Annotated in this window: 17 protein-coding genes and 2 pseudogenes; 10 read left to right on the top strand and 9 right to left on the bottom strand. The window is 68.5% G+C overall.

Annotation, left to right across the window (positions count from 1 at the left end; genetic code table 11):
* Positions 1 to 78 precede the first annotated feature (78 nt).
* From ACGFY9_RS40150 to ACGFY9_RS40160, 3 genes are all read left to right on the top strand, one after another.
* Positions 79 to 588: a MarR family winged helix-turn-helix transcriptional regulator gene (locus ACGFY9_RS40150; RefSeq protein WP_393762694.1), complete on the top strand. Its 510-nt coding sequence runs from the start codon at positions 79 to 81 to the stop codon at positions 586 to 588.
* A gap of 56 nt (positions 589 to 644) precedes the next feature.
* Complete coding sequence (locus ACGFY9_RS40155; protein ID WP_393762696.1) at positions 645 to 983, top strand: DUF3817 domain-containing protein; 339 nt, start codon at positions 645 to 647, stop codon at positions 981 to 983.
* 84 nt (positions 984 to 1,067) lie between these two features.
* Positions 1,068 to 2,804: a methylmalonyl-CoA mutase gene (locus ACGFY9_RS40160; RefSeq protein ID WP_393762698.1), complete on the top strand. Its 1,737-nt coding sequence runs from the start codon at positions 1,068 to 1,070 to the stop codon at positions 2,802 to 2,804.
* A gap of 738 nt (positions 2,805 to 3,542) precedes the next feature.
* Here ACGFY9_RS40160 and ACGFY9_RS40165 read toward each other — a convergent pair.
* Positions 3,543 to 4,169 (bottom strand): TetR/AcrR family transcriptional regulator, encoded by a 627-nt coding sequence (locus ACGFY9_RS40165; RefSeq protein ID WP_393762700.1) that lies wholly within the window; start codon positions 4,167 to 4,169, stop codon positions 3,543 to 3,545.
* A 214-nt stretch (positions 4,170 to 4,383) separates the two neighbouring features.
* On the opposite strand from ACGFY9_RS40165, the gene ACGFY9_RS40170 reads away from it, so the two are divergent.
* From ACGFY9_RS40170 to ACGFY9_RS40185, 4 genes are all read left to right on the top strand, one after another.
* The gene (locus tag ACGFY9_RS40170) at positions 4,384 to 5,361 is read left to right on the top strand and encodes a tetratricopeptide repeat protein (protein WP_393762702.1); all 978 of its coding nucleotides are present in this window, start codon (positions 4,384 to 4,386) and stop codon (positions 5,359 to 5,361) included.
* Between the two features lie 646 nt (positions 5,362 to 6,007).
* Positions 6,008 to 6,658: a DUF6230 family protein gene (locus ACGFY9_RS40175; protein WP_393762704.1), complete on the top strand. Its 651-nt coding sequence runs from the start codon at positions 6,008 to 6,010 to the stop codon at positions 6,656 to 6,658.
* A gap of 117 nt (positions 6,659 to 6,775) precedes the next feature.
* Entirely contained in the window at positions 6,776 to 7,390 is a 615-nt protein-coding gene (locus tag ACGFY9_RS40180; RefSeq protein ID WP_393762706.1) for a DUF6114 domain-containing protein, read from the top strand.
* On the top strand, positions 7,380 to 8,714 hold the full coding sequence (locus tag ACGFY9_RS40185; protein WP_393762708.1) for a hypothetical protein: 1,335 nt from the start codon (positions 7,380 to 7,382) through the stop codon (positions 8,712 to 8,714). Before ACGFY9_RS40180 ends, ACGFY9_RS40185 begins: the two co-directional genes overlap by 11 nt.
* Positions 8,715 to 8,813: 99 nt before the next feature.
* Here ACGFY9_RS40185 and pyk read toward each other — a convergent pair whose 3' ends face one another.
* The 3 genes from pyk to pta all read right to left on the bottom strand — a co-directional run bounded on the left by pyk (position 8,814) and on the right by pta (position 13,616).
* Positions 8,814 to 10,244: a pyruvate kinase gene (gene pyk, locus ACGFY9_RS40190; RefSeq protein ID WP_393762710.1), complete on the bottom strand. Its 1,431-nt coding sequence runs from the start codon at positions 10,242 to 10,244 to the stop codon at positions 8,814 to 8,816.
* Positions 10,245 to 10,317: 73 nt separating this feature from the next.
* Positions 10,318 to 11,529 carry an acetate kinase gene (locus ACGFY9_RS40195; protein ID WP_393762712.1) on the bottom strand — a complete coding sequence of 404 codons (1,212 nt, stop codon included), beginning with the start codon at positions 11,527 to 11,529 and terminating at the stop codon, positions 10,318 to 10,320.
* Positions 11,526 to 13,616 carry a phosphate acetyltransferase gene (gene pta, locus ACGFY9_RS40200; protein ID WP_393762714.1) on the bottom strand — a complete coding sequence of 697 codons (2,091 nt, stop codon included), beginning with the start codon at positions 13,614 to 13,616 and terminating at the stop codon, positions 11,526 to 11,528. Before pta ends, ACGFY9_RS40195 begins: the two co-directional genes overlap by 4 nt.
* Before the next feature lie 227 nt (positions 13,617 to 13,843).
* Here pta and ACGFY9_RS40205 point away from each other — a divergent pair, with 227 nt between their 5' ends.
* Complete coding sequence (locus tag ACGFY9_RS40205) at positions 13,844 to 14,869, top strand: ATP-dependent 6-phosphofructokinase (protein ID WP_033285452.1); 1,026 nt, start codon at positions 13,844 to 13,846, stop codon at positions 14,867 to 14,869.
* A gap of 21 nt (positions 14,870 to 14,890) precedes the next feature.
* Here the strand turns inward: ACGFY9_RS40205 and ACGFY9_RS40210 are convergent, their stop codons facing one another.
* Together ACGFY9_RS40210 and ACGFY9_RS40215 are read right to left on the bottom strand one after the other, a co-directional pair.
* Complete coding sequence (locus ACGFY9_RS40210; RefSeq protein WP_393762770.1) at positions 14,891 to 15,520, bottom strand: XRE family transcriptional regulator; 630 nt, start codon at positions 15,518 to 15,520, stop codon at positions 14,891 to 14,893.
* 488 nt (positions 15,521 to 16,008) lie between these two features.
* Positions 16,009 to 16,565 (bottom strand): annotated as a pseudogene (locus ACGFY9_RS40215) (flavoprotein).
* A gap of 118 nt (positions 16,566 to 16,683) precedes the next feature.
* Here ACGFY9_RS40215 and ACGFY9_RS40220 point away from each other — a divergent pair.
* Positions 16,684 to 17,867 (top strand): annotated as a pseudogene (locus ACGFY9_RS40220) (helix-turn-helix domain-containing protein).
* 345 nt (positions 17,868 to 18,212) lie between these two features.
* The gene (locus tag ACGFY9_RS40225) at positions 18,213 to 20,327 is read left to right on the top strand and encodes a tetratricopeptide repeat protein (RefSeq protein WP_393762716.1); all 2,115 of its coding nucleotides are present in this window, start codon (positions 18,213 to 18,215) and stop codon (positions 20,325 to 20,327) included.
* Here ACGFY9_RS40225 and ACGFY9_RS40230 read toward each other — a convergent pair.
* From ACGFY9_RS40230 to ACGFY9_RS40240, 3 genes are read right to left on the bottom strand one after another with little or no spacing between them, the layout of a single operon-like run.
* Complete coding sequence (locus ACGFY9_RS40230) at positions 20,317 to 21,156, bottom strand: carbohydrate ABC transporter permease (protein WP_393762718.1); 840 nt, start codon at positions 21,154 to 21,156, stop codon at positions 20,317 to 20,319. The two genes, ACGFY9_RS40225 and ACGFY9_RS40230, sit on opposite strands and share 11 nt — an antisense overlap.
* A 3-nt stretch (positions 21,157 to 21,159) precedes the next feature.
* Entirely contained in the window at positions 21,160 to 22,113 is a 954-nt protein-coding gene (locus tag ACGFY9_RS40235; RefSeq protein ID WP_393762720.1) for a carbohydrate ABC transporter permease, read from the bottom strand.
* A 16-nt stretch (positions 22,114 to 22,129) separates the two neighbouring features.
* Positions 22,130 to 23,533, bottom strand: coding sequence for an extracellular solute-binding protein (locus ACGFY9_RS40240; protein ID WP_393762722.1), 1,404 nt, complete (start codon positions 23,531 to 23,533; stop codon positions 22,130 to 22,132).
* Positions 23,534 to 23,552 lie beyond the last annotated feature (19 nt).

Here is a 23,552-nt window from a genome sequence, read left to right on the forward strand (position 1 = left end):
GGGCCTCGCGGAACCTCCCGGGACCGATGGGCGAGACGGGGCTGACCACGATGTGACCGGCCGGTAAGGTCTGGTGCCGTGTCAAAGCCGCTCAGTCTTCCTTTCGACCCCATCGCCCGTGCCGACGAACACTGGAAACAGCGCTGGGGGAACGTGCCGTCCATGGCCGCCATCACCTCGATCATGCGGGCGCAGCAGATCCTGCTCGCCGAGGTCGACGCGGTCGTCAAGCCGTACGGACTGACCTTCGCGCGCTACGAGGCACTCGTGCTGCTCACCTTCTCCAAGGCGGGCGAGCTGCCGATGTCCAAGATCGGCGAGCGGCTCATGGTGCACCCCACGTCCGTGACGAACACCGTGGACCGCCTGGTCAGGTCCGGACTCGTCGCCAAGCGCCCCAATCCCAACGACGGCCGCGGCACCCTCGCCTCCATCACCGACAAGGGCCGCGAGGTCTGCGACGCGGCCACGCGTGACCTGATGGAGATGGACTTCGGGCTCGGTGCCTACGACGCCGAGGAGTGCGGGGAGATCTTCGCGATGCTGCGGCCGCTCCGGGTCGCCGCGGAGGACTTCGACGAGGAGTGACCCGGGCCGCCGCCCCGGCGAAAGATCGCCCGGAACGGGTGGTTACGCTCGTCCTCATGAAAAAGAGCGTGTTCACCCGCTACCGCGTTTTGGCGTACACCACGGGTGTGCTGCTGGTCCTGCTCTGCCTGAGCATGATCGCCAAGTACCTCCTGAAGATCGACGGCGCCGGGAGCTTCACCGAGGTCGTCGCCATCGCGCACGGCTGGCTGTACGTCGTGTACCTCCTCTTCGCCTTCGACCTGGGCTCCAAGGCGAAGTGGCCGGTCGGCAAGCAGCTGTGGGTGCTCCTCGCGGGCACGATCCCGACGGCCGCGTTCTTCGTCGAGCGGAAGGTCAGCCACGAGCTGGAGGGTCACTTCGCCGAGCCGGCTCCGGTCGCCGCGAAGGTCTGAGCCTCACCGCTTTCACCGCCGTACGAGTTGCGTACGGCGGTCGCCCATCGACATTTACTAGGACGTCCTAGTAAATTCGAGGGTATGGACGCTGACGCCATCGCAGAGGGCCGCCGACGCTGGCAGGCCCGGTTCGACGCCGCACGCACGCGTGAGGCCGCCGGGGGTTTGGGGGCACAGCCCCCAAGGGATTGGACACGTACCACGCTCTCGGGGGACGCCGTAGAGCCGGTGTACGGGCCTCGCCCCGGGGACAGGTACGACGGCTTCGAGCGGATCGGGTGGCCCGGGGAGTACCCCTACACGCGCGGGCTGTACGCGACGGGCTACCGGGGGCGGACGTGGACCATCCGGCAGTTCGCAGGGTTCGGGAACGCCGAGCAGACCAACGAGCGATACAAGAAGATCCTCGCCAACGGCGGCGGCGGCCTCTCCGTGGCCTTCGACATGCCGACCCTGATGGGCCGCGACTCCGACGACCCGCGCTCGCTCGGCGAGGTCGGCCACTGCGGGGTCGCCATCGACTCCGCCGCCGACATGGAGGTCCTCTTCAAGGGCATCCCGCTGGGTGACGTCACGACGTCGATGACGATCAGTGGGCCGGCCGTCCCCGTGTTCTGCATGTACCTGGTGGCGGCCGAGCGGCAGGGCGTGGACCCCGCCGTCCTCAACGGCACGCTCCAGACGGACATCTTCAAGGAGTACATCGCCCAGAAGGAGTGGCTCTTCCAGCCCGAGCCGCACCTGCGCCTCATCGGCGACCTCATGGAGTACTGCGCGACCGGCATCCCCGCCTACAAGCCGCTGTCCGTCTCCGGCTACCACATCCGCGAGGCCGGCTCCACGGCCGCGCAGGAGCTGGCGTACACGCTGGCGGACGGCTTCGGGTACGTCGAACTCGGCCTGTCCCGGGGCCTGGACGTGGACGTCTTCGCGCCCGGCCTGTCCTTCTTCTTCGACGCGCACGTCGACTTCTTCGAGGAGATCGCCAAGTTCCGCGCGGCGCGCCGCATTTGGGCCCGCTGGATGCGGGACGTGTACGGCGCGCGGTCCGAGAAGGCCCAGTGGCTGCGTTTCCACACCCAGACCGCCGGCGTCTCGCTGACCGCGCAGCAGCCGTACAACAACGTGGTGCGTACGGCAGTCGAGGCGCTCGCGGCGGTCCTCGGCGGGACCAACTCGCTGCACACCAACGCGCTGGACGAGACCCTCGCGCTGCCCAGTGAGCAGGCCGCGGAGATCGCGCTGCGGACGCAGCAGGTGCTGATGGAGGAGACCGGGGTCGCCAACGTGGCGGATCCGCTGGGTGGTTCGTGGTACGTCGAGCAGCTCACCGACCGGATCGAGGCGGACGCCGAGAAGATCTTCGAGCAGATCCGGGAGCGGGGGCTGCGGGCCCACCCGGACGGACAGCACCCGATCGGGCCGATCACCTCCGGCATCCTGCGCGGCATCGAGGACGGCTGGTTCACCGGCGAGATCGCCGAGGCCGCGTTCCAGTACCAGCGGTCCGTGGAGAAGGGCGACAAGCGGGTCGTCGGCGTCAACGTCCACCACGGCTCCGTCACCGGCGACCTGGAGATCCTCCGCGTCAGCCACGAGGTGGAGCGGGACCAGATCCAGGAGCTGGGCGCGCGCAAGGGCGTACGGGACGAGACGGCCGTAGCGGCGGCCCTGGACGCGATGCTCGCGGCCGCGCGGGACGGGTCCAACATGATCGGGCCGATGCTGGACGCTGCGCGGGCGGAGGCGACGCTGGGGGAGATCTGCGGGGTGCTGCGGGACGAGTGGGGGGTGTACACGGAGCCTGCCGGGTTCTAGGGCTGGTTCGGTGGAGCGGGGCGCGGAAGATCGGCGGGGCCGGATCGACGTGGCTGGAGGCCCACGCCTCCACGGCACATGACCGGGCCCAGCTGGACGCTGCGCGGGCGGAGGCGACGCTGGGGGAGATCTGCGGGGTGCTGCGGGACGAGTCGAGGGGTTACACCGAGCCCGCAGCCTCCAGGCCGGTCCCACGGATCAGGTCGCAGGAGATAGGCGGGGCCCGATCGGCGCCGGTGATCGGGGCCTGGTGCGTGAGGCCGTGAAGCCGTGAGGCCGTGAAGCCGTGAGGCCGTGAGGCAGAGGTCGGCGAAGCGGCGAAGCCAGGAGCGGGAGGGCGACCGATGCCGACGTCGCGGGTGTGGCGCCGGGGCCCGTGGCTGCGGAAGTGGGTGGAGCGGCGGGAGTTGCGGCGGACGACCACGGCGCCTCAGATGTGCGTGCGGAGTCCCGTGTGTGCGGAGGTGCGTGGAGGTGGGCACGGGGGTGTCACGGCGGTCGGCGGCGGTGCCTGAGATGTGCGTGCGGGCCCCGCGTCTGCGGAGGTGGGTGGAGCTCGCAGCGGGGGAGCAGCGGGGGAGTCGCGGGGATGATGGCGGTGCCTGAGATGTGCGTGGCGAGTCCCGCGTCTGCGGGGGTGGGCGAAGCCGAGAGTTTGGGGAGTTGTGGCGGTCGACTGCAGAGCCTCGGATGTGCCTGCCGAGCCCCGCGTTCGCGACCGGATCCGCCGGACCGGCCCTAGGGGTTGGTGAGGGACGTCAGGCCGAGCAGGAGGACCTGGGTGAAGCTGTGGACCCACTCCTCGTCGGCCGGTTCCGCGCTTACCAGGGTGCGGTGGACTACCGCGCCCGCGACCACGTCGAAGATGAGGTCGGCCGTGCGGGCGGCTTCCTGCGGGTCGGTCTCCGGGGGGAGTTCGCCGCGGGCCTGGGCCCGGGCCCTGCCCTCCAGGACCAGGCATTTCTGGCGGTCCACGATCGATTCGCGGATGCGGTCGCGCAGGGCGTCGTCGTGGATCGATTCGGCTACCACCGCCATCAGGCCGCTCTTCGCCTCCGGGCGGGCCAGGATCGCCGCGAACTGGAGGACCACGCCCTCGATGTCGGCGGCCAGCGTGCCCCGGTCGGGGAGGTGGAGTTCGTCGAAGAGTTCCGCCACCGCGTCGACGACGAGTTCGTTCTTGCCTGCCCAGCGGCGGTAGAGGGTGGTTTTCGCAACCCCCGCGCGCGTGGCGACGTCTCCCAACGTGAGCCTGGACCAGCCGAGTTCGACCAGGGCCTCCCGGGTCGCCGCCAGGATCGCGGTGTCCGCGGTGGTGCTGCGGGGGCGTCCCGCGGCGCGCGGGGCGGGAGTGCTGCTCTGCATCCCTTGACCATAACCGGCGGTTCCTGTGGTGCAGTGAGGGAGATCACCGGGTATCTGTATCCGGGAGGGGGCCGGTGCTATTACGCTACGGGTCGTAGCGTAACCACTGGGCGCGGGGTGGGGACCCGGCGCCGAACAGCTCACAACAGGCTTGGAACAGACCGGCTTTCACAACGCTTTTCATTCACACGCGCGGACGGGGGAGGATAGACGCATGCAGCCACGGAACATGTCCATGAGCGGAGTCGTCGACCTCGCCGCGGTGAAGGCGGCCCAGGAGGCCAAGGCCAAGGCGGAGCAGGCGCGCGCCGAGACCGCCCGGCAGGGCGGCGGCGGTGCCGTCTCCCCGGCCGACCTGGTGATCGACGTAGATGAGGCGGGGTTCGAGAGCGAGGTCCTGCAGCGGTCCACCGAGGTACCGGTCGTCATCGACTTCTGGGCCGAGTGGTGCGAGCCGTGCAAGCAGCTGAGCCCGCTCCTGGAGCGGCTCGCGCTCGATTACAACGGACGCTTCGTCCTTGCCAAGATCGACGTCGACGCCAATCAGATGCTGATGCAGCAGTTCGGGGTGCAGGGCATCCCGGCCGTCTTCGCGGTGGTCGCCGGCCAGGCGCTGCCGCTCTTCCAGGGGGCCGCCGCCGAGCCGCAGGTCCGGCAGACCCTCGACCAGCTGATCCAGGTCGCCGAGCAGCGCTTCGGCCTGACCGGGCTGGCCGTCGACCCCGACGCCGGGCCGGGCGACCGGCCCGAGGCGGTCGCCGAGGTGCCGGCGGGACCGTACGACGCGCTGCTCGAAGCCGCCGTACAGGCCCTGGACGCGGGGGACTTCGGCGGGGCCGTGCAGGCGTACAAGAACGTGCTGAGCGACGACCCGGGCAACTCCGAGGCCAAGCTGGGGCTCGCCCAGGCCGAGTTGCTGCACCGTGTCTCGACGCTCGACCCGCAGCGGGTGCGCACCGAGGCCGCCGAGAAGCCGGGTGACGTGCCCGCGCAGATCGCCGCCGCCGACCTGGATCTGGTGGGCGGTCATGTCGAGGACGCCTTCAGCCGGCTGATCGACACCGTGCGGCGCACGGTGGGTGACGACCGGGATGCCGTACGGCTGCGGCTGCTGGAGCTGTTCGAGGTCGTCGGGGCCGATGACCCCAGGGTGACGGCGGCCCGGCGGGCACTGGCGCGGGCGCTGTTCTGAGCGGGGCGCGGGGCCGGTTCTGACCAGTCGGTAAACCTCGTGACCTGTGATGCCGGAGTGAAAGATTTGCCGACGGACTGTCACTGCGGCCGCGCTTTACCAAATCTTGGTAATCGCGGCCGCTGTTACTTGGAGTAAGTCGAGGGCGTTGATCTGTCGGATTCCGCCCGGGTGTCAACTGATTTGTCCTGGCCCGCGATGACACCCAGCGTCGTCGACCGATACCGGCGGGTCGTTGTTCGGTTATCCGGCCGTTACTACCCAGTAACGAAGCCCCTTGTGCGGGCGGCGAGAATGCACCACGATCGGCGACGCTCGGTCCATTTCCGTACCCCGACAGCCGGTCGGGCCGACGGGGTTTCTTGGGTCCCCACCGAGTAGAGCCGGAAACAATGGAGTCGGCTCTTGGGCAGGGGGGTCTTCGCCGCTCGGCGGAGCCTGTCCAGCAAGGTTGTGCGTGATGTGCGTCAGGCGCGACCAGTGGTTGTCGCTCGGGGGTGATCGCCGGTGATCGGTGCGCGGTTCGCGCCTCCGAGGACGGGCGCTCCCCTTCCCGAGGACGTAGCACTTCTCCCATCCCTGCCCGGCTGAGCCGCCAATAGGGGGCAGTCAGGGCCAGGAGATGTACGTCCGAGAAGGAGGAAATATGGAGTCCCAGGTGCGTGGCGGGACGAGATGGAAGCGCTTCGCTGTGGTCATGGTGCCCAGCGTCGCCGCTACGGCGTGTATAGGTGTCGCCCTCGCGCAGGGTGCTCTCGCCGCGTCATTCAGCGTTTCCGGCCAGTCGTTCAAGGTGACGGCCGACCAGCTCAACGGCACGGGCTTCGCCCAGTACGGAGCCCTGGACTCGGGCTACAACCTGGACGGCAGCAAGTCGCTTCACCCCGTCGCGGTCTCGTCGTTCAAGTCCGCGTCGATCACCAACATGTGCCAGTCGGTGGTCACCCCGAACATCCCGCTGCTCGGGTCCGTCAGCCTCGTGCTGAAGGCCGGCGGCAGCGGTACGCCGGTCGAGGCGTCGAACCTGTACATCGACGTCGAGGACCTCAGCGCCGACGCTGTGTTCCACAACATCGACATCGGTGTGGCGGCCGGCAACACGGGCGCCGACAAGGGCGGCAAGGGTCCGGGCATGAAGGGCGGCAGCGAGGCTGCCAACCCCTACGGCTTCGCCCAGCAGGCCGAGTCGGCCGAGCTGACCAACGTGAAGCAGACGGCGTGGGCCACCACTGCCGGAACCTTCAAGCTCAGCGGGCTGAAGATGTCGGTCTCGGCCGGCACCCACGAGTGCTACTAGGCACTTGACGACGGGCGGGGGAGCCGGTGGCGCCCCCGCCCGTCCACCTTCCACCAGCGCCTTCACACGAGGTGCAACTCTCCACCACAGCAACGCCGTACCAGGGAGCTGTTTTCCATGAGCGCCGAGACTCCTGCCGCACCCGGCCAGTTCGCCCGCCGGAGGCTGCAGTTTCGTGCCTGGCGTGGCACGAGGCCGTTCTGGGCCGGTCTGTTCGTCATGCTCGGCGGACTCCCGATCGCCTACTTCCCGTACGCACATCTCCAGGTGGGCCATCTGACGCTGGCGATGGCCACCACCGCGGGCGCCGGGTCCCTGATCATCGGCGTACTGCTGGTCGTCCTGGGCTTCAGCCTCTGGTTCCAGAAGCACGTGCGCACCTTCGCGGGTGTCGCGGCGATCCTGCTGGCGCTGGTGTCCATCCCCGTGTCCAACCTCGGCGGCTTCCTGATCGGCTTCCTCCTCGCCATGGTGGGCGGGGCGCTGGCCGTGTCGTGGGCGCCGGGCGCACCGCCGGAGCCGCAGGCGCTGCAGGACGTCGCACAGGGAGAGGGCGGCGCGCCCGCCGAGGCCGCACCGTACGAGGCGGCGCCGCACGACTCCGCGTCGTACTACGCCAAGCCCCAGGAGCCCGCGCCGTACGAGTCCGCCGACGGTACGGACGAGCCGAACGATCTGTCAGGAACGAGCCCGGTGAACAACGGGGCGAACGGGAGGCACAGTGCCGGCTGACGAGGTGACCCACGGGACTGATGTGGACGAGTCCCGTGTGAGAACCGGGCCGCGGCATGCGGCACCCAAGAAGCCGCTGTTCACCAGGCTCCACATGCCCGCCGGCAAGGCGATAGCCACGGTGGCGATGCCGACCGCCGTGATCATGGGGATGGGCTTCACGTCCTCCCTCGCCCTCGCCGACAACGGATCGACGACCTCGCCGTCGTCGAAGAGCCTGACGGCCGACGAGTACAAGGACTGTGTCGCCGCCCTCGCCGGCACGACGGCGAGCCCCTCGGCGACGCCGTCCACGTCCGCGAGCGAGTCCGCCGACTCGTCCAAGGACGACGCGACGCCCTCGGCCACGGCCACCGGCGACGCGGACTCCGGCACGAAGGACTCGGGCAAGGCGTCTTCGGGTTCGTCGGATTCAGGTTCCGACGACACGGCCACGCCCACGCCGTCCGCGAGCAAGTCGGCGGATTCGAGCGGTTCGTCGAGCGGTACCGCCACCGCGACGCCCTCGGCGTCCGCGAGCAGCGGCGGCCTGCTGGACAGCATCGGCGACGCCATCACCGGGATCCTCACCGGCGGTTCGTCGAGCTCCGACTCCACGGCGAGCGCCACCCCGACGCCGACCGCGTCCGCCTCGGCGAGCGCCACGAAGGACGCGTCCTCGGACGACTCCTCCAGCGTGTCCGACACCGTCAAGGACACGACGAAGAAGGTCACCGACACGGTGAACGGCACCGTGAAGGACACGACCGACACGGCGTCCAAGGCGGCCGAGGACACCACCAAGGCGGCCGAGGACGCGGCTTCGGCCACGGCCACCCCGAGCCCGTCCGCGAGCGAGAGCGCCGACACCTCGGACTGCCCGGTCGCCACGGACGACACCAGCGGCGTCGACAACAAGGTGCTGCTGCCGGACGACCCGTGGTACCTGAGCGCCAGCTCGCTGCTGCTCAAGGGTGCCGACTACCAGGGTGTCGTCGAGGTGAAGACCGCCAGCGGCAAGGTCAAGAAGGTCCTGAAGTACGTCATCTCCAGCGGGACCGACATCGGCGACCTGCATCAGACGGTGAACGACAAGCAGTCCGGCAAGACCTACCACGTGCAGGCGGCCGCCGGCTCGACGTCCACCATCCGCGACGGCGACACCGTGATGTACACGGAGTCCATCTCGGGCAACCTGTTCGGTCTGATCCCGATCACGTTCGACCCGGACAACCCGCCGCCGCTGAACATCCCGTTGATCTACTTCACCAACGTGAAGGTGGTCCAGGCGGGCCAGTTCGGCGGCACGCTGACCGTCCCCGGTCTGCACAGCTACCAGAACTGAGCCGCCCCACAAGCCCGTTCGGGAGCCGCGCACAAAACTGAGGGCGCCCCCTGTCACAGGGGGCGCCCTCAGCGCCGTACAAGTGCCTTCAGCGGTGCGTCAGTCGCGCTCGCCGCCGCCGAGGTGGTGGACGCGGAGCATGTTGGTCGTGCCGGGGACGCCGGGGGGCGAGCCGGCGGTGATGATGAGGGTGTCGCCCGGGTTGAAGCGGTTGATCTTGGCGATCTCCGCGTCGACCATGTCGACCATCTCGTCCGTGCTGTTCACGAACGGCACCACGTGCGACTCCACGCCCCAGCTCAGCGTCAGCTGGTTGCGGGTGCCCTCGTCCATGGTGAAGGCCACGATCGGCTGCGAGGCGCGGTAGCGGGACAGGCGGCGGGCGGTGTCACCGGACTGCGTGAAGGCCACCAGGGCCCGGCCGCCGAGGAAGTCGGCGATCTCGCACGCGGCACGCGCGATCGAACCACCCTGCGTCCGCGGCTTCTTGCCCGGCACGAGCGGCTGCAGGCCCTTGCTGAGCAGCTCCTCCTCGGCCGCGACGACGATCTTCGACATCGTCTGCACGGTCTCGATCGGGTAGGCGCCGACCGAGGACTCGGCGGACAGCATGACCGCGTCCGCGCCGTCCAGGATCGCGTTGGCCACGTCGGAGGCCTCGGCGCGCGTGGGGCGGGAGTTGGTGATCATCGACTCCATCATCTGGGTCGCCACGATCACCGGCTTGGCGTTGCGCCGGCACAGCTCCACGAGGCGCTTCTGCACCATCGGGACCTTCTCCAGCGGATACTCGACGGCGAGGTCGCCGCGGGCCACCATCACCGCGTCGAACGCCGCGACCACGGCCTCCATGTTGGCGACCGCCTGCGGCTTCTCCACCTTGGCGATGACGGGGACCCGGCGGCCCTCCTCGTCCATCACCTTGTGGACGTCGTACACGTCGCTCGCGTCGCGCACGAAGGACAGGGCGACCATGTCGCAGCCCATCCGCAGCGCGAAGCGCAGGTCCTCGACGTCCTTCTCGGACAGCGCGGGCACGTTGACCGCCGCGCCGGGCAGGTTGATGCCCTTGTGGTCGGAGATGACGCCGCCCTCGATGACGATCGTCTTCACGCGGGGGCCCTCGACGCTCAGGACCTTCAGCTCGACGTTGCCGTCGTTGATGAGGATCTGGTCGCCGCGGGAGACGTCACCGGGCAGGCCCTTGTACGTCGTACCGCAGATGGTCTTGTCGCCCTGGACGTCCTCGGTGGTGATGGTGAACTCGTCACCGCGCACCAGCTCGACGGGACCCTCCGCGAAGGTCTCCAGGCGGATCTTCGGGCCCTGCAGGTCGGCGAGGACGCCGATGGCACGGCCGGTCTCCTTGGCCGCGGCACGGACGCGGTCGTACCGCCCCTGGTGCTCGGCGTGGGTGCCATGGCTGAAATTGAAGCGGGCCACATTCATGCCGGCCTCGATCAGCGACACGAGTTGTTCGTGGGAGTCGACCGCGGGGCCGAGAGTACAGACGATTTTCGAACGGCGCATGGGACGATCCTATCGGTTTGTTTCGCTACGGAATATTCCGTCTGGCGGAAGATACAAATGGGCGGGCATGCGCTCAGGCGTTGTAATTTCCGACCAGTGCATAGGTCTGTGTGGCGATCTCCAATTCCTCGTCCGTCGGCACCACCGCGACCGCGACCCGCCCGGACGCGGGCGAGATCAGCCGCGGCTCATCACTCCGTACGGCGTTCAGCGCCCCGTCGACCTGGAGCCCCAGCAGTTCCAGGCCGGCGACGGCGGCCTCCCGCACGGCGCCCGCGTTCTCCCCGACCCCCGCGGTGAAGGCGACCGCGTCCACCTTGCCGAGTACCGCGCAGTAGGCACCGATGTACTTCTTCAATCGGTGAATGTAGATGTCGAAGGCCAGTTCCGCCTGTTCGTCACCCTCGTCGATCCGGCGCCGGATCTCGCGCATGTCGTTGTCCCCGCACAACCCGATCAGACCGCTCTTCTTGTTGAGAAGAGTGTCGATCTCATCAGTGGACATTTCGCCAACACGCATCAAATGGAAGATGACGGCCGGATCCAGGTCTCCCGACCGCGTCCCCATCACCAGCCCCTCCAACGGCGTCAGCCCCATGGAGGTGTCCACACACCGCCCGCCCCGCACGGCCGAGGCGGACGCCCCGTTCCCGAGGTGCAGCACGATCACGTTGACGTCCTCGGGCGCCTTCCCCAGCAGCTTCGCCGTCGCCCGCGACACATACGCGTGCGAGGTCCCGTGGAACCCGTACCGCCGGATCCGGTACGCGTCCGCGGTCGCCACGTCGATCGCGTACCGCGCGGCCGACTCCGGCATCGTCGTGTGGAACGCCGTGTCGAACACGGCCACCTGCGGCAGATCCGGCCGCAACGCCATCGCGGTACGGATCCCGACGAGGTTCGCCGGATTGTGCAACGGCGCGACAGGGATGAGCCGTTCGATCTCGGCGAGCACGGCGTCGTCGATGACGGTCGGCTCGGTGAAGGTCTGCCCACCGTGCACGACCCGATGCCCGATGGCCGCCAACTCCGGTGAATCCAGCCCGAGTCCGTCCTTGGAGAGTTCCTCCGCCACGGCCTTCAGAGCGCCCTCGTGATCGGGGATCGGCCCGGAGGACTCCCGTACGGCACCGGTCGTGACGCAGGTGTGCTTGAACCGGGAGGTCTCCTCGCCGATCCGCTCGACGAGTCCTACGGCGAGACGGGTGCCGGCCGCCATGTCGAGCAGCTGGTACTTCACCGACGAGGAGCCGGAGTTGAGGACGAGGACACGGGTCGCGGTCACTGCTGGGAAGCCTTCTCGATCGGGTTCTGTGCCTGGATCGCCGTGATGGCGACGGTGTTGACGATGTCGGAGACGAGCGCGCCCCGGGACAGGTCGTTGACCGGCTTGCGCAGCCCCTGCAGCACCGGCCCGACCGCGATCGCGCCGGCCGAACGCTGCACGGCCTTGTACGTGTTGTTGCCGGTGTTCAGGTCGGGGAAGATCAACACGCTTGCCTGACCGGCGACTTCGGACTCCGGCATCTTCGTGGCGGCGACACTCGGCTCGACGGCGGCGTCGTACTGGATCGGCCCCTCGATGCGCAGGTCGGCCCGCCGCAGCCGGACCAGTTCGGTCGCCTCGCGCACCTTGTCGACGTCGGCGCCCGAGCCGGACGTACCGGTGGAGTACGACAGCATCGCGATCCGGGCCGGGACGCCGAACTGCTCGGCGGTGGCGGCCGATTGGATGGCGATGTCGGCCAACTGCTCCGCGTTCGGGTCGGGGTTGACCGCGCAGTCGCCGTACACCAGCACCTTGTCGGCGAGGCACATGAAGAAGACGGACGAGACGATGTCGGCGTCCGGCTTGGTCTTGATGATCTCGAAGGCGGGGCGGATGGTCGCGGCCGTGGAGTGCACGGCGCCGGAGACCATGCCGTCGGCGAGCCCCTCCTGCACCATCAGGGTGCCGAAGTAGTTCACGTCGGCGACGACGTCGTAGGCGAGTTCCACGGTGACGCCCTTGTGGGCGCGCAGGGCGGCGTACTTCTCGGCGAAGCGGTCGCGGAGTCCGGAGGTGTGCGGGTCGATCAACTGGGCCGCGGTGAGGTCGATGCCGAGGTCGGCGGCCTTCTTGCGGATCTGGTCCTCGGGACCGAGGAGGGTCAACTCGCAGACACCGCGCCGCAACAGCACCTCGGCGGCGTGCAGGACGCGGGCCTCGGTGCCCTCGGGGAGGACGATCCGGCGCTTGTCGGAGCGGGCCCGCTCCAGGAGCGTGTGCTCGAACATCATCGGGGTGAGCCGGTCGCTGCTCGGCGCCGAGACCCGCTTCAACAGGTCGCTCGTGTCGACGTACCGCTCGAAGAGGCCGAGCGCGGTCTCCGCCTTGCGCGGGGTGGCCGCGTTCAACTTCCCTTCCAGGGCGAAGAGTTCACCGGCGGTGGGGAAGGAGTTCCCGGCCACCGAGACCACCGGGGTGCCCGGTGCGAGACGTGCGGCGAGAGTGAGGATCCCCTGGCTCGGCACCTCGTTCAGGGTGAGCAGGACGCCGGCTATCGGCGGGGTGCCGGCGCTGTGCGCGGCGAGGGCGCCGATGACGAGGTCGGCGCGGTCGCCGGGGGTGACGACGAGACAGCCCGGGGTCAGCGCGTTGAGGAAGTTGGGCAGCATCGCGCCGCCGAAGACGAAGTCGAGGGCGTCCCGGGCGAGCCCGGAGTCGTCCCCGAGGAGGACCTTGCCGCCGAGGGCGTGGGTGATCTGGGCGACGGTCGGCGCGGAGAGGGCGGGCTCGTCCGGGACGACGTAGCAGGGCACCGGCAGCCGGGTGTCGAGCCGGCCGGCGATCGCGTCGCGGTCCTCGCGGGCGACCCGGTTGGTGACCATGGCGAGGACGTCGCAGCCGAGGCCGTCGTAGGCGCGATAGGCGTTGCGCGTCTCCGCGAGCACGGACTCGGGGGTCTGCTTGCGGCCGCCGACGACGGGGATCACGGACGCGCCGAACTCGTTCGCGAGGCGGGCGTTGAGCGACAGCTCGTCCGGGAACTGGGTGTCCGCGAAGTCGGTGCCCAGGACGAGGACGACGTCGTAGTCACGCGCGACGAGATGGAACCGGTCGACGAGCGTGGACACCAGCTCATCGGCGCCCTGCTCGGCCTGGAGGGCGGAGGCCTCGTGGTAGTCCATGCCGTAGACGGTGGCCGGGTCCTGGGAGAGCCGGTAGCGCGCACGCAGCAATTCGAACAGGCGATCGGGGCCGTCGTGGACGAGGGGCCGGAACACCCCCACCCGGTCGACCTGCCGGGTCAGGAGCTCCATGACCCCCAGCTCGACGACCTGACGGCCGTCGCCGCGGTCGATCCCGGTCACGTACACGCTGCGGGTCACGCGTGGTCTCCCCTTCTGGCGGTTTCTGGCAGTGCGTTTCGGCTTCTGGTGAGTGCGTTTCGGCGGTCATAAAAATCGCCCGCCCGATGTGAGCGGAACCCTCTTGACAGTACCTCCGGGGGTGGATAGGGCGCCCGTCAGTCCGAGGGAAGCGGCGATGCCCTGGGGGACGTGAAACAATCGGGTTCGGCTCACCGGTGTCAACAGCGAGCAGGAGACACAGCACGATGCGTATCGGAGTTCTCACCGCAGGCGGCGACTGCCCCGGCCTGAACGCCGTGATCCGGTCGGTCGTGCACCGAGCGGTCGACAACTACGGCGATGAGGTCATCGGCTTCGAGGACGGCTATGCCGGACTGCTCGACGGCCGTTACCGCACCCTCGACCTCGACGCGGTCAGCGGTATCCTCGCCCGCGGCGGCACGATCCTCGGCTCGTCACGACTGGAGCGGGACCGCCTCCGCGAGGCCTGCGAGAACGCGCTGGACATCGCGCGGGACTTCGGGATCGACGCGCTGATCCCGATCGGCGGCGAGGGCACGCTGACGGCGGCGCGCATGCTGAGCGACGCGGGCCTGCCGGTCGTAGGAGTCCCCAAGACGATCGACAACGACATCTCGTCGACGGACCGGACGTTCGGCTTCGACACGGCGGTCGGGGTCGCGACGGAGGCGATGGACCGCCTGAAGACGACGGCGGAGTCGCACCAGCGGGTGATGGTCGTCGAGGTCATGGGCCGGCACGCGGGCTGGATCGCGCTGGAGTCCGGGATGGCGGCGGGCGCGCACGGCATCTGCCTGCCCGAGCGCCCCTTCGACCCGGCCGACCTGGTCAAGATGGTCGAGGAACGCTTCGCCCGCGGCAAGAAGTTCGCCGTCGTGTGCGTGGCCGAGGGCGCGCACCCCGCCGAGGGTTCCATGGACTACAACAAGGGCGAGATCGACCAGTTCGGCCACGAGCGCTTCCAGGGCATCGGCACGGCGCTGGCCTACGAGTTGGAGCGCCGCCTCGGCAAGGAGGCCAAGCCGGTCATCCTCGGCCACATCCAGCGCGGCGGCGTACCGACCGCGTACGACCGGGTGCTGGCGACCCGCTTCGGCTGGCACGCGGTGGAGGCCGCGCACCAGGGGGAGTTCGGGCGGATGACCGCGCTGCGGGGGACGGACGTGGTGATGGTGCCGCTGGCCGAGGCGGTCACCGAGCTGAAGACGGTGCCGAAGGACCGGATGGATGAGGCGGAGTCCGTTTTTTAGTCGTTTTTGTTGGTACGGCGCTCAGTAGGTACTCCTCTCGACCATGGACCAGAAACGGCTGATGATCTGGTCGAGGAAGTCACGGCCGGCCTCGCCCGCCTCGACGGCGGAGTTGCCGCCGCCCCAGCTCAGGGTGGCCACCATCTGCGCCTGGTAGTCCTCGTGCAACTCCTGGAGGGAGTCCTCCAGGAGCCGCCGGTCCAGGGGCACCATCTTGCCGATCGGGCGGACGTACGCCTGCCACCGCGTCGTCATCGCGCTGCGCAGCAACTCGGCGAGTCTGCTGTCGCGCCCGGTGACGCTGATGAAGTCCGGCAGCGAGAGGCCGAGCAGATCGGCGAGCGCGGAGGACTGGCGCTCGGTGCCGCGCCACTGGTCGTGCTCCTCCATCCGCAGATACGCGAGGAGTTCGAGCCCGACGGCCCGCGCGACGTCCTCCGGGGCGAGGCCGCGCGCGAGGCGATGCTCACGCAGCGTGCGTGGCTTGCCGATGAGTTCGGCCGGGGAGCACCACAACACCCCCGAGAGCGCGGTGAGTTCGGGACCGGAGGGCGCGGTGAGCCCACGCTCCCAGGCGATGACCAGGTCAGGCGTGACGTAAGACAGCCCGTACGAGGCACGCATGCCGTACGCGACGTGTTCCGGGCCCATGTTGAGCGCGGTACGGAGCCGGTGGGCGGCGGGCGCGTTGAACGGCGGAGTGGGCGGTGTCGGCGGCGTGGACTGGCTGGGCTGAGCAGGGGGTCGGCGCACGGGCCACAAGCTAGGGGTGCCTGAGTGCGGTGACTACGGTCTGTTCGGCCAGGATTACGGATTGTAGGAACGTACGGATTCGGTCGGACCGGGGAGATCCATCGCGGGTGGGGTGGGGGTGATCGGTGACGGTGAGTGGTGGCCCGGGGGCGGCTGGGGGGTGTCTGGTGGCGACTGCCGGGCGGTGAATATGCCGCTCTACCTTGCCATTCGGCTGGCGCGGCGGGAGTCGGGGGCCGGCGGGGGGTACTCGATCGGCGTCGGGAGTGTGGGCGGGGTTCGAAGGGGAGTGCGTTTGTGGTGGGGGTGGTGATCGGGTGTGGGGGGAAGTGGGGGGTGGCGCAAAGTCGTCGGTCGCTCTGTGTGGGGGCTCGGCGGTTGGCCGTTCAGGTGCGGTTCGTAGGCCTTGTATCGGCTGCGGCATCGAGCACCAGTGCCCAGGGGAACTCGTTCGGTTTGCCCTGCCCCGGCTGGTTCGGCACGAAGCCACCCTCGCCGTACAGGAGTTGCACACCCATCGCGCGCAACTCCGCGACGCTGCGCTCGAACTGCCGGTGCTGTACGTAGGCCGAGTTGACGCAGGGCATCGCGACGATCGGGATGCCCTTGCCGATGCTTTCGGCGACGACACCGACCACGAAGTCGTGAGTGAGGCCCAGCGCCCACGAGTTGACCGTGTTGAAGGTCGCCGGAGCGACCGCGATGACGTCCGCCTTCGGCCACACGTCCGGCTCGCCCGGCATCTTGTACTCGCTGCGCACGGGGTGGCCTGTCAGCCGTGCCAGTTCGCCGAGTTGGGGTTCGAGCCAGCGGGCGGTGGTGGGGGTGAGGCCTAGGCATACGTCGAAGTTGCGTGACTGGGCTTGCTTGATGACCTTGGCGAGGTCGAAGACGGGGGTGCGGCGGAGGCGAAGAGATAGAGGACGCGGGAGGTGGTCGTCATGGGGGGCATCCGATCACACACAATCGTCCCTGCTCCGGAGGGAGTCGAGGCGGAAGGGCACGGGCGAGTGGCCTGGCCTGGGTACTGTTCCAATGGCTACTCAGAACGGAGAGCCGGTATGCCGACACCGGACGAGAACCACACGGGCGCCCGTATCAGGGAACAGCGCAGGCTGGCCCGACTTACCCAGCGCCAGCTCGCCGCTCGGCTGCCCTATTCCTACAGTCTGCTGAACCAGGTGGAATGCCGCGCCCGAGCGGCCACGGCGGACTTCGTCGCCGCCGTCGCCCGCGTACTTCAGATCGATGTCACCGTTCTCACCGGGCAGCCGTACGTGACCGAGTTGCAGCGCGACAGGCTCGCCGAACTGGTTCGGCCGATCCGGGAGTCCCTCGACCTCTACGACCTTGGCCCGAACCCGGATCTGACGGTCAGGCCGGCGGATCAGCTCATGGCTGGGGCCGACCACCTGTGCGCGGAGGTCCGGGCCACGCACCTGCGCAACGCGGCCCGCGAATTACCGGGCCTGATCGCCGAACTCACCCACAGCGCCTGGTCGACGCCCTCGACCGAGCTGTGGCAGGCGCTGGCCTCGACCTATCGCACGGCACACGACATCAGCGTGAAGCTCGGCTACTACGACCTCTCCTCGGTCGCTCTGGACCGTATGGCTTGGGCGGCGGAGCGCGCTTCCGACGCCTGCCTGGGCGCGGTGCGTCAGTACATGCGGGCGCTGGTCTACTTCCGTGAGGGGGAGTACGGGATCGGGCAGCGGCTGATCGCCTCGGGACACATGGTGATCGGCCAGGCCGACAAGACGCGTGAGGCCTTGGCGGTCACCGGGCAGCTCCATCTCGGAGGTTCCGTCATGGCCGCGCGCGCCGAGGACGAGGCGGGCGTCGGCCGGCACATCGCCGAGGCCAACGGGATCGCGAAGCGCATCGGAGACGCCTCCGAAGTGCACTGGCTCAGCTTCGGCCCGGCCAACGTCGCCCTGCACAAGATGTCCGCCGCCGTCGAGATGCGACGTTACGACGATGCGCTCAAGCAGGCCCGGAAGATCAGGCTGCCTTCGCAACTGGCCACATCCCGCCGTGCCCATTTCCTGATCGACCAGGCACGCACCGAAATGGAGACCGGGCACACCGAGGCGGCCCTGAAGTCGCTGGTCGAGGCGCGCCGTCTGGCTCCCGAACAGACCCGCTACCACCCAGGGCCCGGGACACGATCACAGGTCTGGTGCACCTGTCCCGGCGGACCCCGGACACGCTCAGCCACCTGGCGGCCTGGGTCGGTCTCTAGCGCACGGCGCTCACAACGCTCACGGATCTGTGAGCGTTCCGCTCTTCCCGCAGCGTCACGCTGTACTCACACCTGGTCAACATCCTTGCTGTCGGGCCCCGTTCGACGCAAGGTGCGCCCCGGCGCGCGTGCCGGTGTGGCGTACCCGCTTCTCGATGTCCGTCAGACGGGCGCGTACTGCGGTGTATTCGAGCGGCTGTGCGGTCAGGACTGCGACCGTGGGCGGTGTGTCGGGCACTTCTTCACGGTACTGGCAAGTGGGCTGGCCAGAGCGGGTGTTGGGTGGGGGCCGTAGGCGTACCGTGTTGGCACGCGATTCGGGGGCAGCGGCACGGGGACGGCACGATGGGCGAGCAGTACGGCGGGGATCACCAGGATTTCCGGGGCGGAGAGTTCAACGGGGACTTCACCGCGAAGAAGGTGGAGTACCACCAGCACGGGCCGGCGCCCACCGCGCTGGACGCCCTGCCTCCGAAGGCCGCCGGTTTCACTGGTCGCGGTGATCAACTCGCGGAGCTGCTCTGCGCGTTCGACCCGGATGGGGGAGAAGCGCCGGGAGCCGTGTTGGTTGCCGCGGTCTCCGGGCTCGGCGGTATCGGCAAGACCGCGCTCGCGGTGGAGGCGGTGCATGAGGCCTGCGAACAGGGGTGGTTCCCGGGTGGGGTGCTCTTCGTCAATTTGCATGGGTACGACGATGATCGCGTTACGCCGGAGCAGGCGCTGGAGACTCTGCTGAGGGCTCTTGGGACGCCTCCGGAGCACATTCCCAGCGGGGTTGATGCGCGGGCCGCGTTGTATCGCTCGGTGCTTGCGGCGCGGGAGCGGGAGTTGGGGGCAGTGCTCGTCCTGGCCGACAACGCGTCCTCGGCTGAGCAGGTGCGCCCGTTGCATCCGGGGGGTGTGCGGCACCGGCTGCTTGCCACCTCGCGGAGCAAGCTGCCCCAACTCGGGGCGCGCCTACTGCCGTTGGGGGAGCTGAGCCCGGAGGAGGCGTGCGACCTCCTGGACCGTGCGTTGCGGATCGCCGCTGCGGATGATGCGCGGGTCGCGAATGAGAGTGAGGCGGCTGCCGAACTGGCCTTGCTCTGTGGGCATTTACCCCTGGCTCTTCAGATCGCCGCAGCCTTGCTCGTCCTCGACCGGGACAAGCTCGTGGCCGAACTCGTGGTGGAACTCGCCGAGTCCGGTGACCGACTCCTGCACCTTGACGATGGTGAGCGCAGCGTGCGGGCCGCCTTTGACCTGTCGTACCGGCGTCTGCCGGCTGAACAGGCCCGGTTGCTACGGCTGTTGGCTCTGGCTCCGGGGCCCGAGGTGACGGCCGAGGTCGTCGCCTCGCTGGACGGGGCGGACACTGCGCCGGTGCGTGTGCTTGATGCGTTGTGCCGCGCCCACCTTGTTGAGAGGGGGAGTGGGCGTGGGCGGTGGCGATTGCATGACTTGGTGCGGGCGTTTGGGCTGAGGGTGGTCAAGGATGAGGAGGAGTTGTGGGAGGAGGGGGAGGCTGCGCGGGAGCGGGTGTTGGAGTTCTACTGCCGGTGGGCATACGAGGCTGATGACCGGTTGCGGTGGTTGCCAGGTGCGGAGGAACCGGAGCGGTTCGGGAATCGGGCGGAAGCGTTGGCGTGGTTCGACGGAGAAAGGGCCGGGCTGGTGGCGGCCGTGCAGTGGGCGCGGGAGGAGCGGTTCGCGATCACGGCGGTGCGGCTGTCCGAGGCCCTGGCGGAGTATCTGGACTGGCGGCGCTCTTTCGACGACTTGATCACGGTGTGCGGTGTCGTCGGGGAGGCAGCCCATCGCGCCGGTAACCGGGTGAGCGAAGGTATCGCGTGGAGCAACCTCGGCAACGCTCTGCGGGAGACGGGCCAGGTGGAAGAGGCGGTCGATGCGCACGTACGCGCCCGTCACTTGTTTCAGGTTTCCGGGGATCGTCGCCACGAGGCCAACGCGTGGAACAACCTTGGCGTCGTCCTGCCGAAGATCGACCGGGTGGAGGAGGCGATCGAGGCGCACACCCGTGCTCGTGAGCTGTACCGGGGCGTTGGTGATCGTCATGGCGAGGCCATGGCATGGAACAACCTCGGCCTCGCCCTACAGGAGGCAGGCCCGGCGGGGGAGGCGATCGAGGCGCACACCCGTGCCCTTGAGCTGTACCAGGGCATGGAGGACCGACACTTCGAGGCCACGGCGTGGAACAACCTTGGCCTTGCCCTTCAGCTTGCGGACCGGACGGGGGAGGCAATCGATGCGCACAAGAAGGCTCTGATGATCTATCGGGAGTTCAAGGACGAGTACCGGGCGGGCACAGCCCTCCAAAATCTCGCCCTCGCCCACGAGAGCGAAGACCGCCCCGCCGAGGCCCGCACCTGCTACTTGCAAGCCGCCGACGCCTACACCCGCGCCAACTCCCCCACCGAATCCGCCCAAGCCCGCACCCGAGCCGAAGAACTCACCCCTTAATAGCCCCACCCAAAGCAAACCCCCCTCCCAACCGCCTCGCCACCAGCACATACAACAAAATCACCGGCGTCGAATAAACAACCGAGAACGCGGCCAACTGCCCATACGCCACCATCCCCCGGTTCCCGAAGAACTCATTGATGCTCACGCTCGCCGGCATCTGGTCCGGCGTGAGCAGCAGCATGAATGGGACGAAGAAGTTCCCCCACATCATCACGAACGAGAAGACGGTCACCACCGCCACCCCCGGCCCCATCAGCGGAAGAACGATCCGTACGAGCGACTGAAGGGACGACGCGCCGTCGGTCCACGCTGCCTCCTCCAGTTCCTTCGGTACGCCGTCCATGAAGTTCTTCATCAGCCAGATGGCGAAGGGGAGTTGGGACGCCGCGAAGAAGAAGATCGTGCCCTGCATGGTGTCGATGAGATTCACCTGCACGAACAACGCGTACACCGGCACCATGATCGCGGTGATCGGCAGGCTGGTCGCGAAGAGGATCGTCAGGAGGAAGGGGCGGTTCAGGCGCGACCGGAAACGCGACAGCGGATACGCCGCCAGCGCCGCGAACACCACTGTCAGCAGCGTTCCGAAGCCACACAGGATCAGGCTGTTGAGCAGGGGCGTGAAGGTGATGTCCGAGTTCAGGATCGCGTGGAAATTGTCCAGGGTCAGGCCGTCGGGGGCCTTCACCTTGAGGTCCGCGTGGGCGTCGAGGGACGACAGGACCACCCAGAGCAGCGGCAGCGCGAACGTCGCCGCGACCACCAGCAGCCCCGCGTCCGCAGCCAGGCGTCGGCTCTTGCGGCGGGAGGAGAGGGTGAGTGCCATGGGTCAGACCTCCGTTCGCAGCAGGCGCATGTAGATCACCGAGAAGAGCGAGCCGACCAGGAGCAGGAGCAGCGCGACCGCCGTGGCGTAGCCGATCATGCTGTTCTGGAAGGCCTGTTCGTACATGTAGAGGGGGAGGGTCTGGCTCTTGTTTCCCGGGCCGCCTCGCGTCATCACCCAGATCAGGCCGAAGACGGACAGGGTCTGCAGCGTGTTCAGCATCAGGTTCGTGCCGATCGAGCGGCGGATCATCGGCAGCGTGATGTGCCACATCCGGCGCCAGCCGCTCGCGCCGTCGACCTCCGCCGCTTCCGTGATCTCCTTGGGGATCTCGTTCAGGGCTGCTGAGTACACCAGCATCGAGAACGCCGTTCCCCGCCACACGTTCGCGAACGACACCGCCAGGATCGGAAGCGTGAAGAGCCAGTTCTGGGAGGGGAGATGGAGCCAGTCCAGGATGGCGTTCAGGGTGCCTTCTCGGCGGAAGAAGGCGTAGAGGAGGAAGCCTGCCACCACCTCCGGCAGTACCCACGCCGTGATCACGATCCCGCCCGTGAGCGTGCGCACCGGCTTCGACGCGCGTTGCATCAGCGCGGCCAGGGCCAGGCCGATCGTGTTCTGGCCGACCAGGGACGACAGGACCGTGAACACCAGCGTCAGCCATACGGCGTTGAGGAATTCCGAGTCCTTGAAGGCCGTGCGGAAATTCGCGAAGCCCACGAAGGATGAGTGGGCCTGGCCCGTCAGTTGGAGGTCGGTGAAGGCGATGTAGGCGCAGTACGCGATCGGGCCGGCCAGGAAGAGGAGCAGGAGGATCAGGGCGGGGGAGAGGGGGAGGAGGCGTGTGAGGGTTTGGGTGAACGGGCGTTTCGCGGTGGCGAGTTGGGGTGCCGGGGCCGTCGGGCCCGGGGGGACTTTCGTCACGCCCGGGCCCGCGTGCTGCGGTGTCGTGGTCATCGGCGGTCGCCGCCGCTCATTTCTCGGTGACCTGGTTGTCCGTGGCCGACTTGAGCTCGTCGTCGTACGAACTCGCCGCCTTGTCCACCGACATGTCGCCCGTCGTCACGCCCTCCATCGCCTCCTGGATGGCGGTGGAGACCTTCGGGTACGCCGGATACGCGGGGCGGTAGTGCGTGCTCGCGACCAGGTCCGTGAAGAACTTGATGCCGGGCTGGGCGGTCGCGTAGGCGGGGTCGGCGGCGACGTCCTTCCGCACGGAGATACCGGAGTTGGCGATGTACCACTTCTCCGCGTTCGCCTTCGTCTGCATCGTCTTGATGAAGTCGAAGGCCAGGTCCGGGTTGCCGGCCTTGGAGGGGATCGCCCAGGTCCAGCCGCCGGACATGCTCACCTTGCCGGGAGCCTGGCCCTGCTGGGTGGGCATGTACGCGAGCCCCAACTCCTTTGACCAGTCCGGCCATTCGTGCCCGCTGCCCTTCAACCAGGCCTGGGGCAACCAGGATCCGTCGAGGGCGATGCCGAGTTTGCCCTTGGGGAGCAGTTCACCGGCCACGTAGGTCTGGATGTTGGGGTCGAGGGCGTCCGACACGTCCGGGCCGAGCTTCTCCTTGTAGACCGTGTGGACGAAGGAGAGCGCGTCCTTGAAGCCCTGGCTGCCGGCGATCCACTTCTTCGACGACTTGTCGTAAAGGGGGTCCGCGGAGCCGTCGTTGGTGCCGTAGAGCAGCATCTCGAAGCCCTGCATGGTCGCCGCCTCGCCGGCCGGCTTCCCGGTGTAGACGTTGAGGGGGGTGACGTTCGGGACCTTCTGCTTGATCGTGCGGGCCGCGGCGAGGACGTCGTCCCACGTCTTCGGCTGCCAATTCGCGGGCAGACCCGCCTTCTTGAAGATCCCCTTGTCGAACCAGAGGCCTCGGGTGTCGGTTCCGTCCGGCACGCCGTACGTCTTCCCGTCCTCGGCCTTGGCCGCGGACTTCGCCGTGTCGATGAACTGGTTCCAGTCCGGCCACTTGGTGAGGTACGAGTCGAGGGGCTTCAAGTACCCGGACGTGATGTCGCTGTTGATGAGGAACGTGTCCTCGTAGACCAGGTCCGGGGCGGTCTTCGGCGAGCGGAGCATCTGCTGGAGCTTGGTGTAGTACTCCGAGTCCGGGGCCTTGATGGGGACGAGCTCGACCTTCTTGCCGGGGTACTGCTTCTCGAACTGCTTCTTCATGTCGGCGAGATAGGTGTCCATCACCTTGATGGAGTTGTCCGTCGACTGCTTGAAGGAGATCTTGACGGTGTCGGGGCTGCTGCCGGAACCGCTGCCGCAGGCGGTGAGGGTGGTTGCGGCGAGGGAGAGAGCGGCGAGAGCAACTAGGGGCGTGAGTACGGCAGTTCGGTGGGGGCGGGCGGCGGTGGGGCGCACGGGCATGACCTCCTACGGGCTCACT

This window comes from Streptomyces sp. NPDC048504 (assembly GCF_043200035.1).
Lineage (GTDB): Bacteria > Actinomycetota > Actinomycetes > Streptomycetales > Streptomycetaceae > Streptomyces.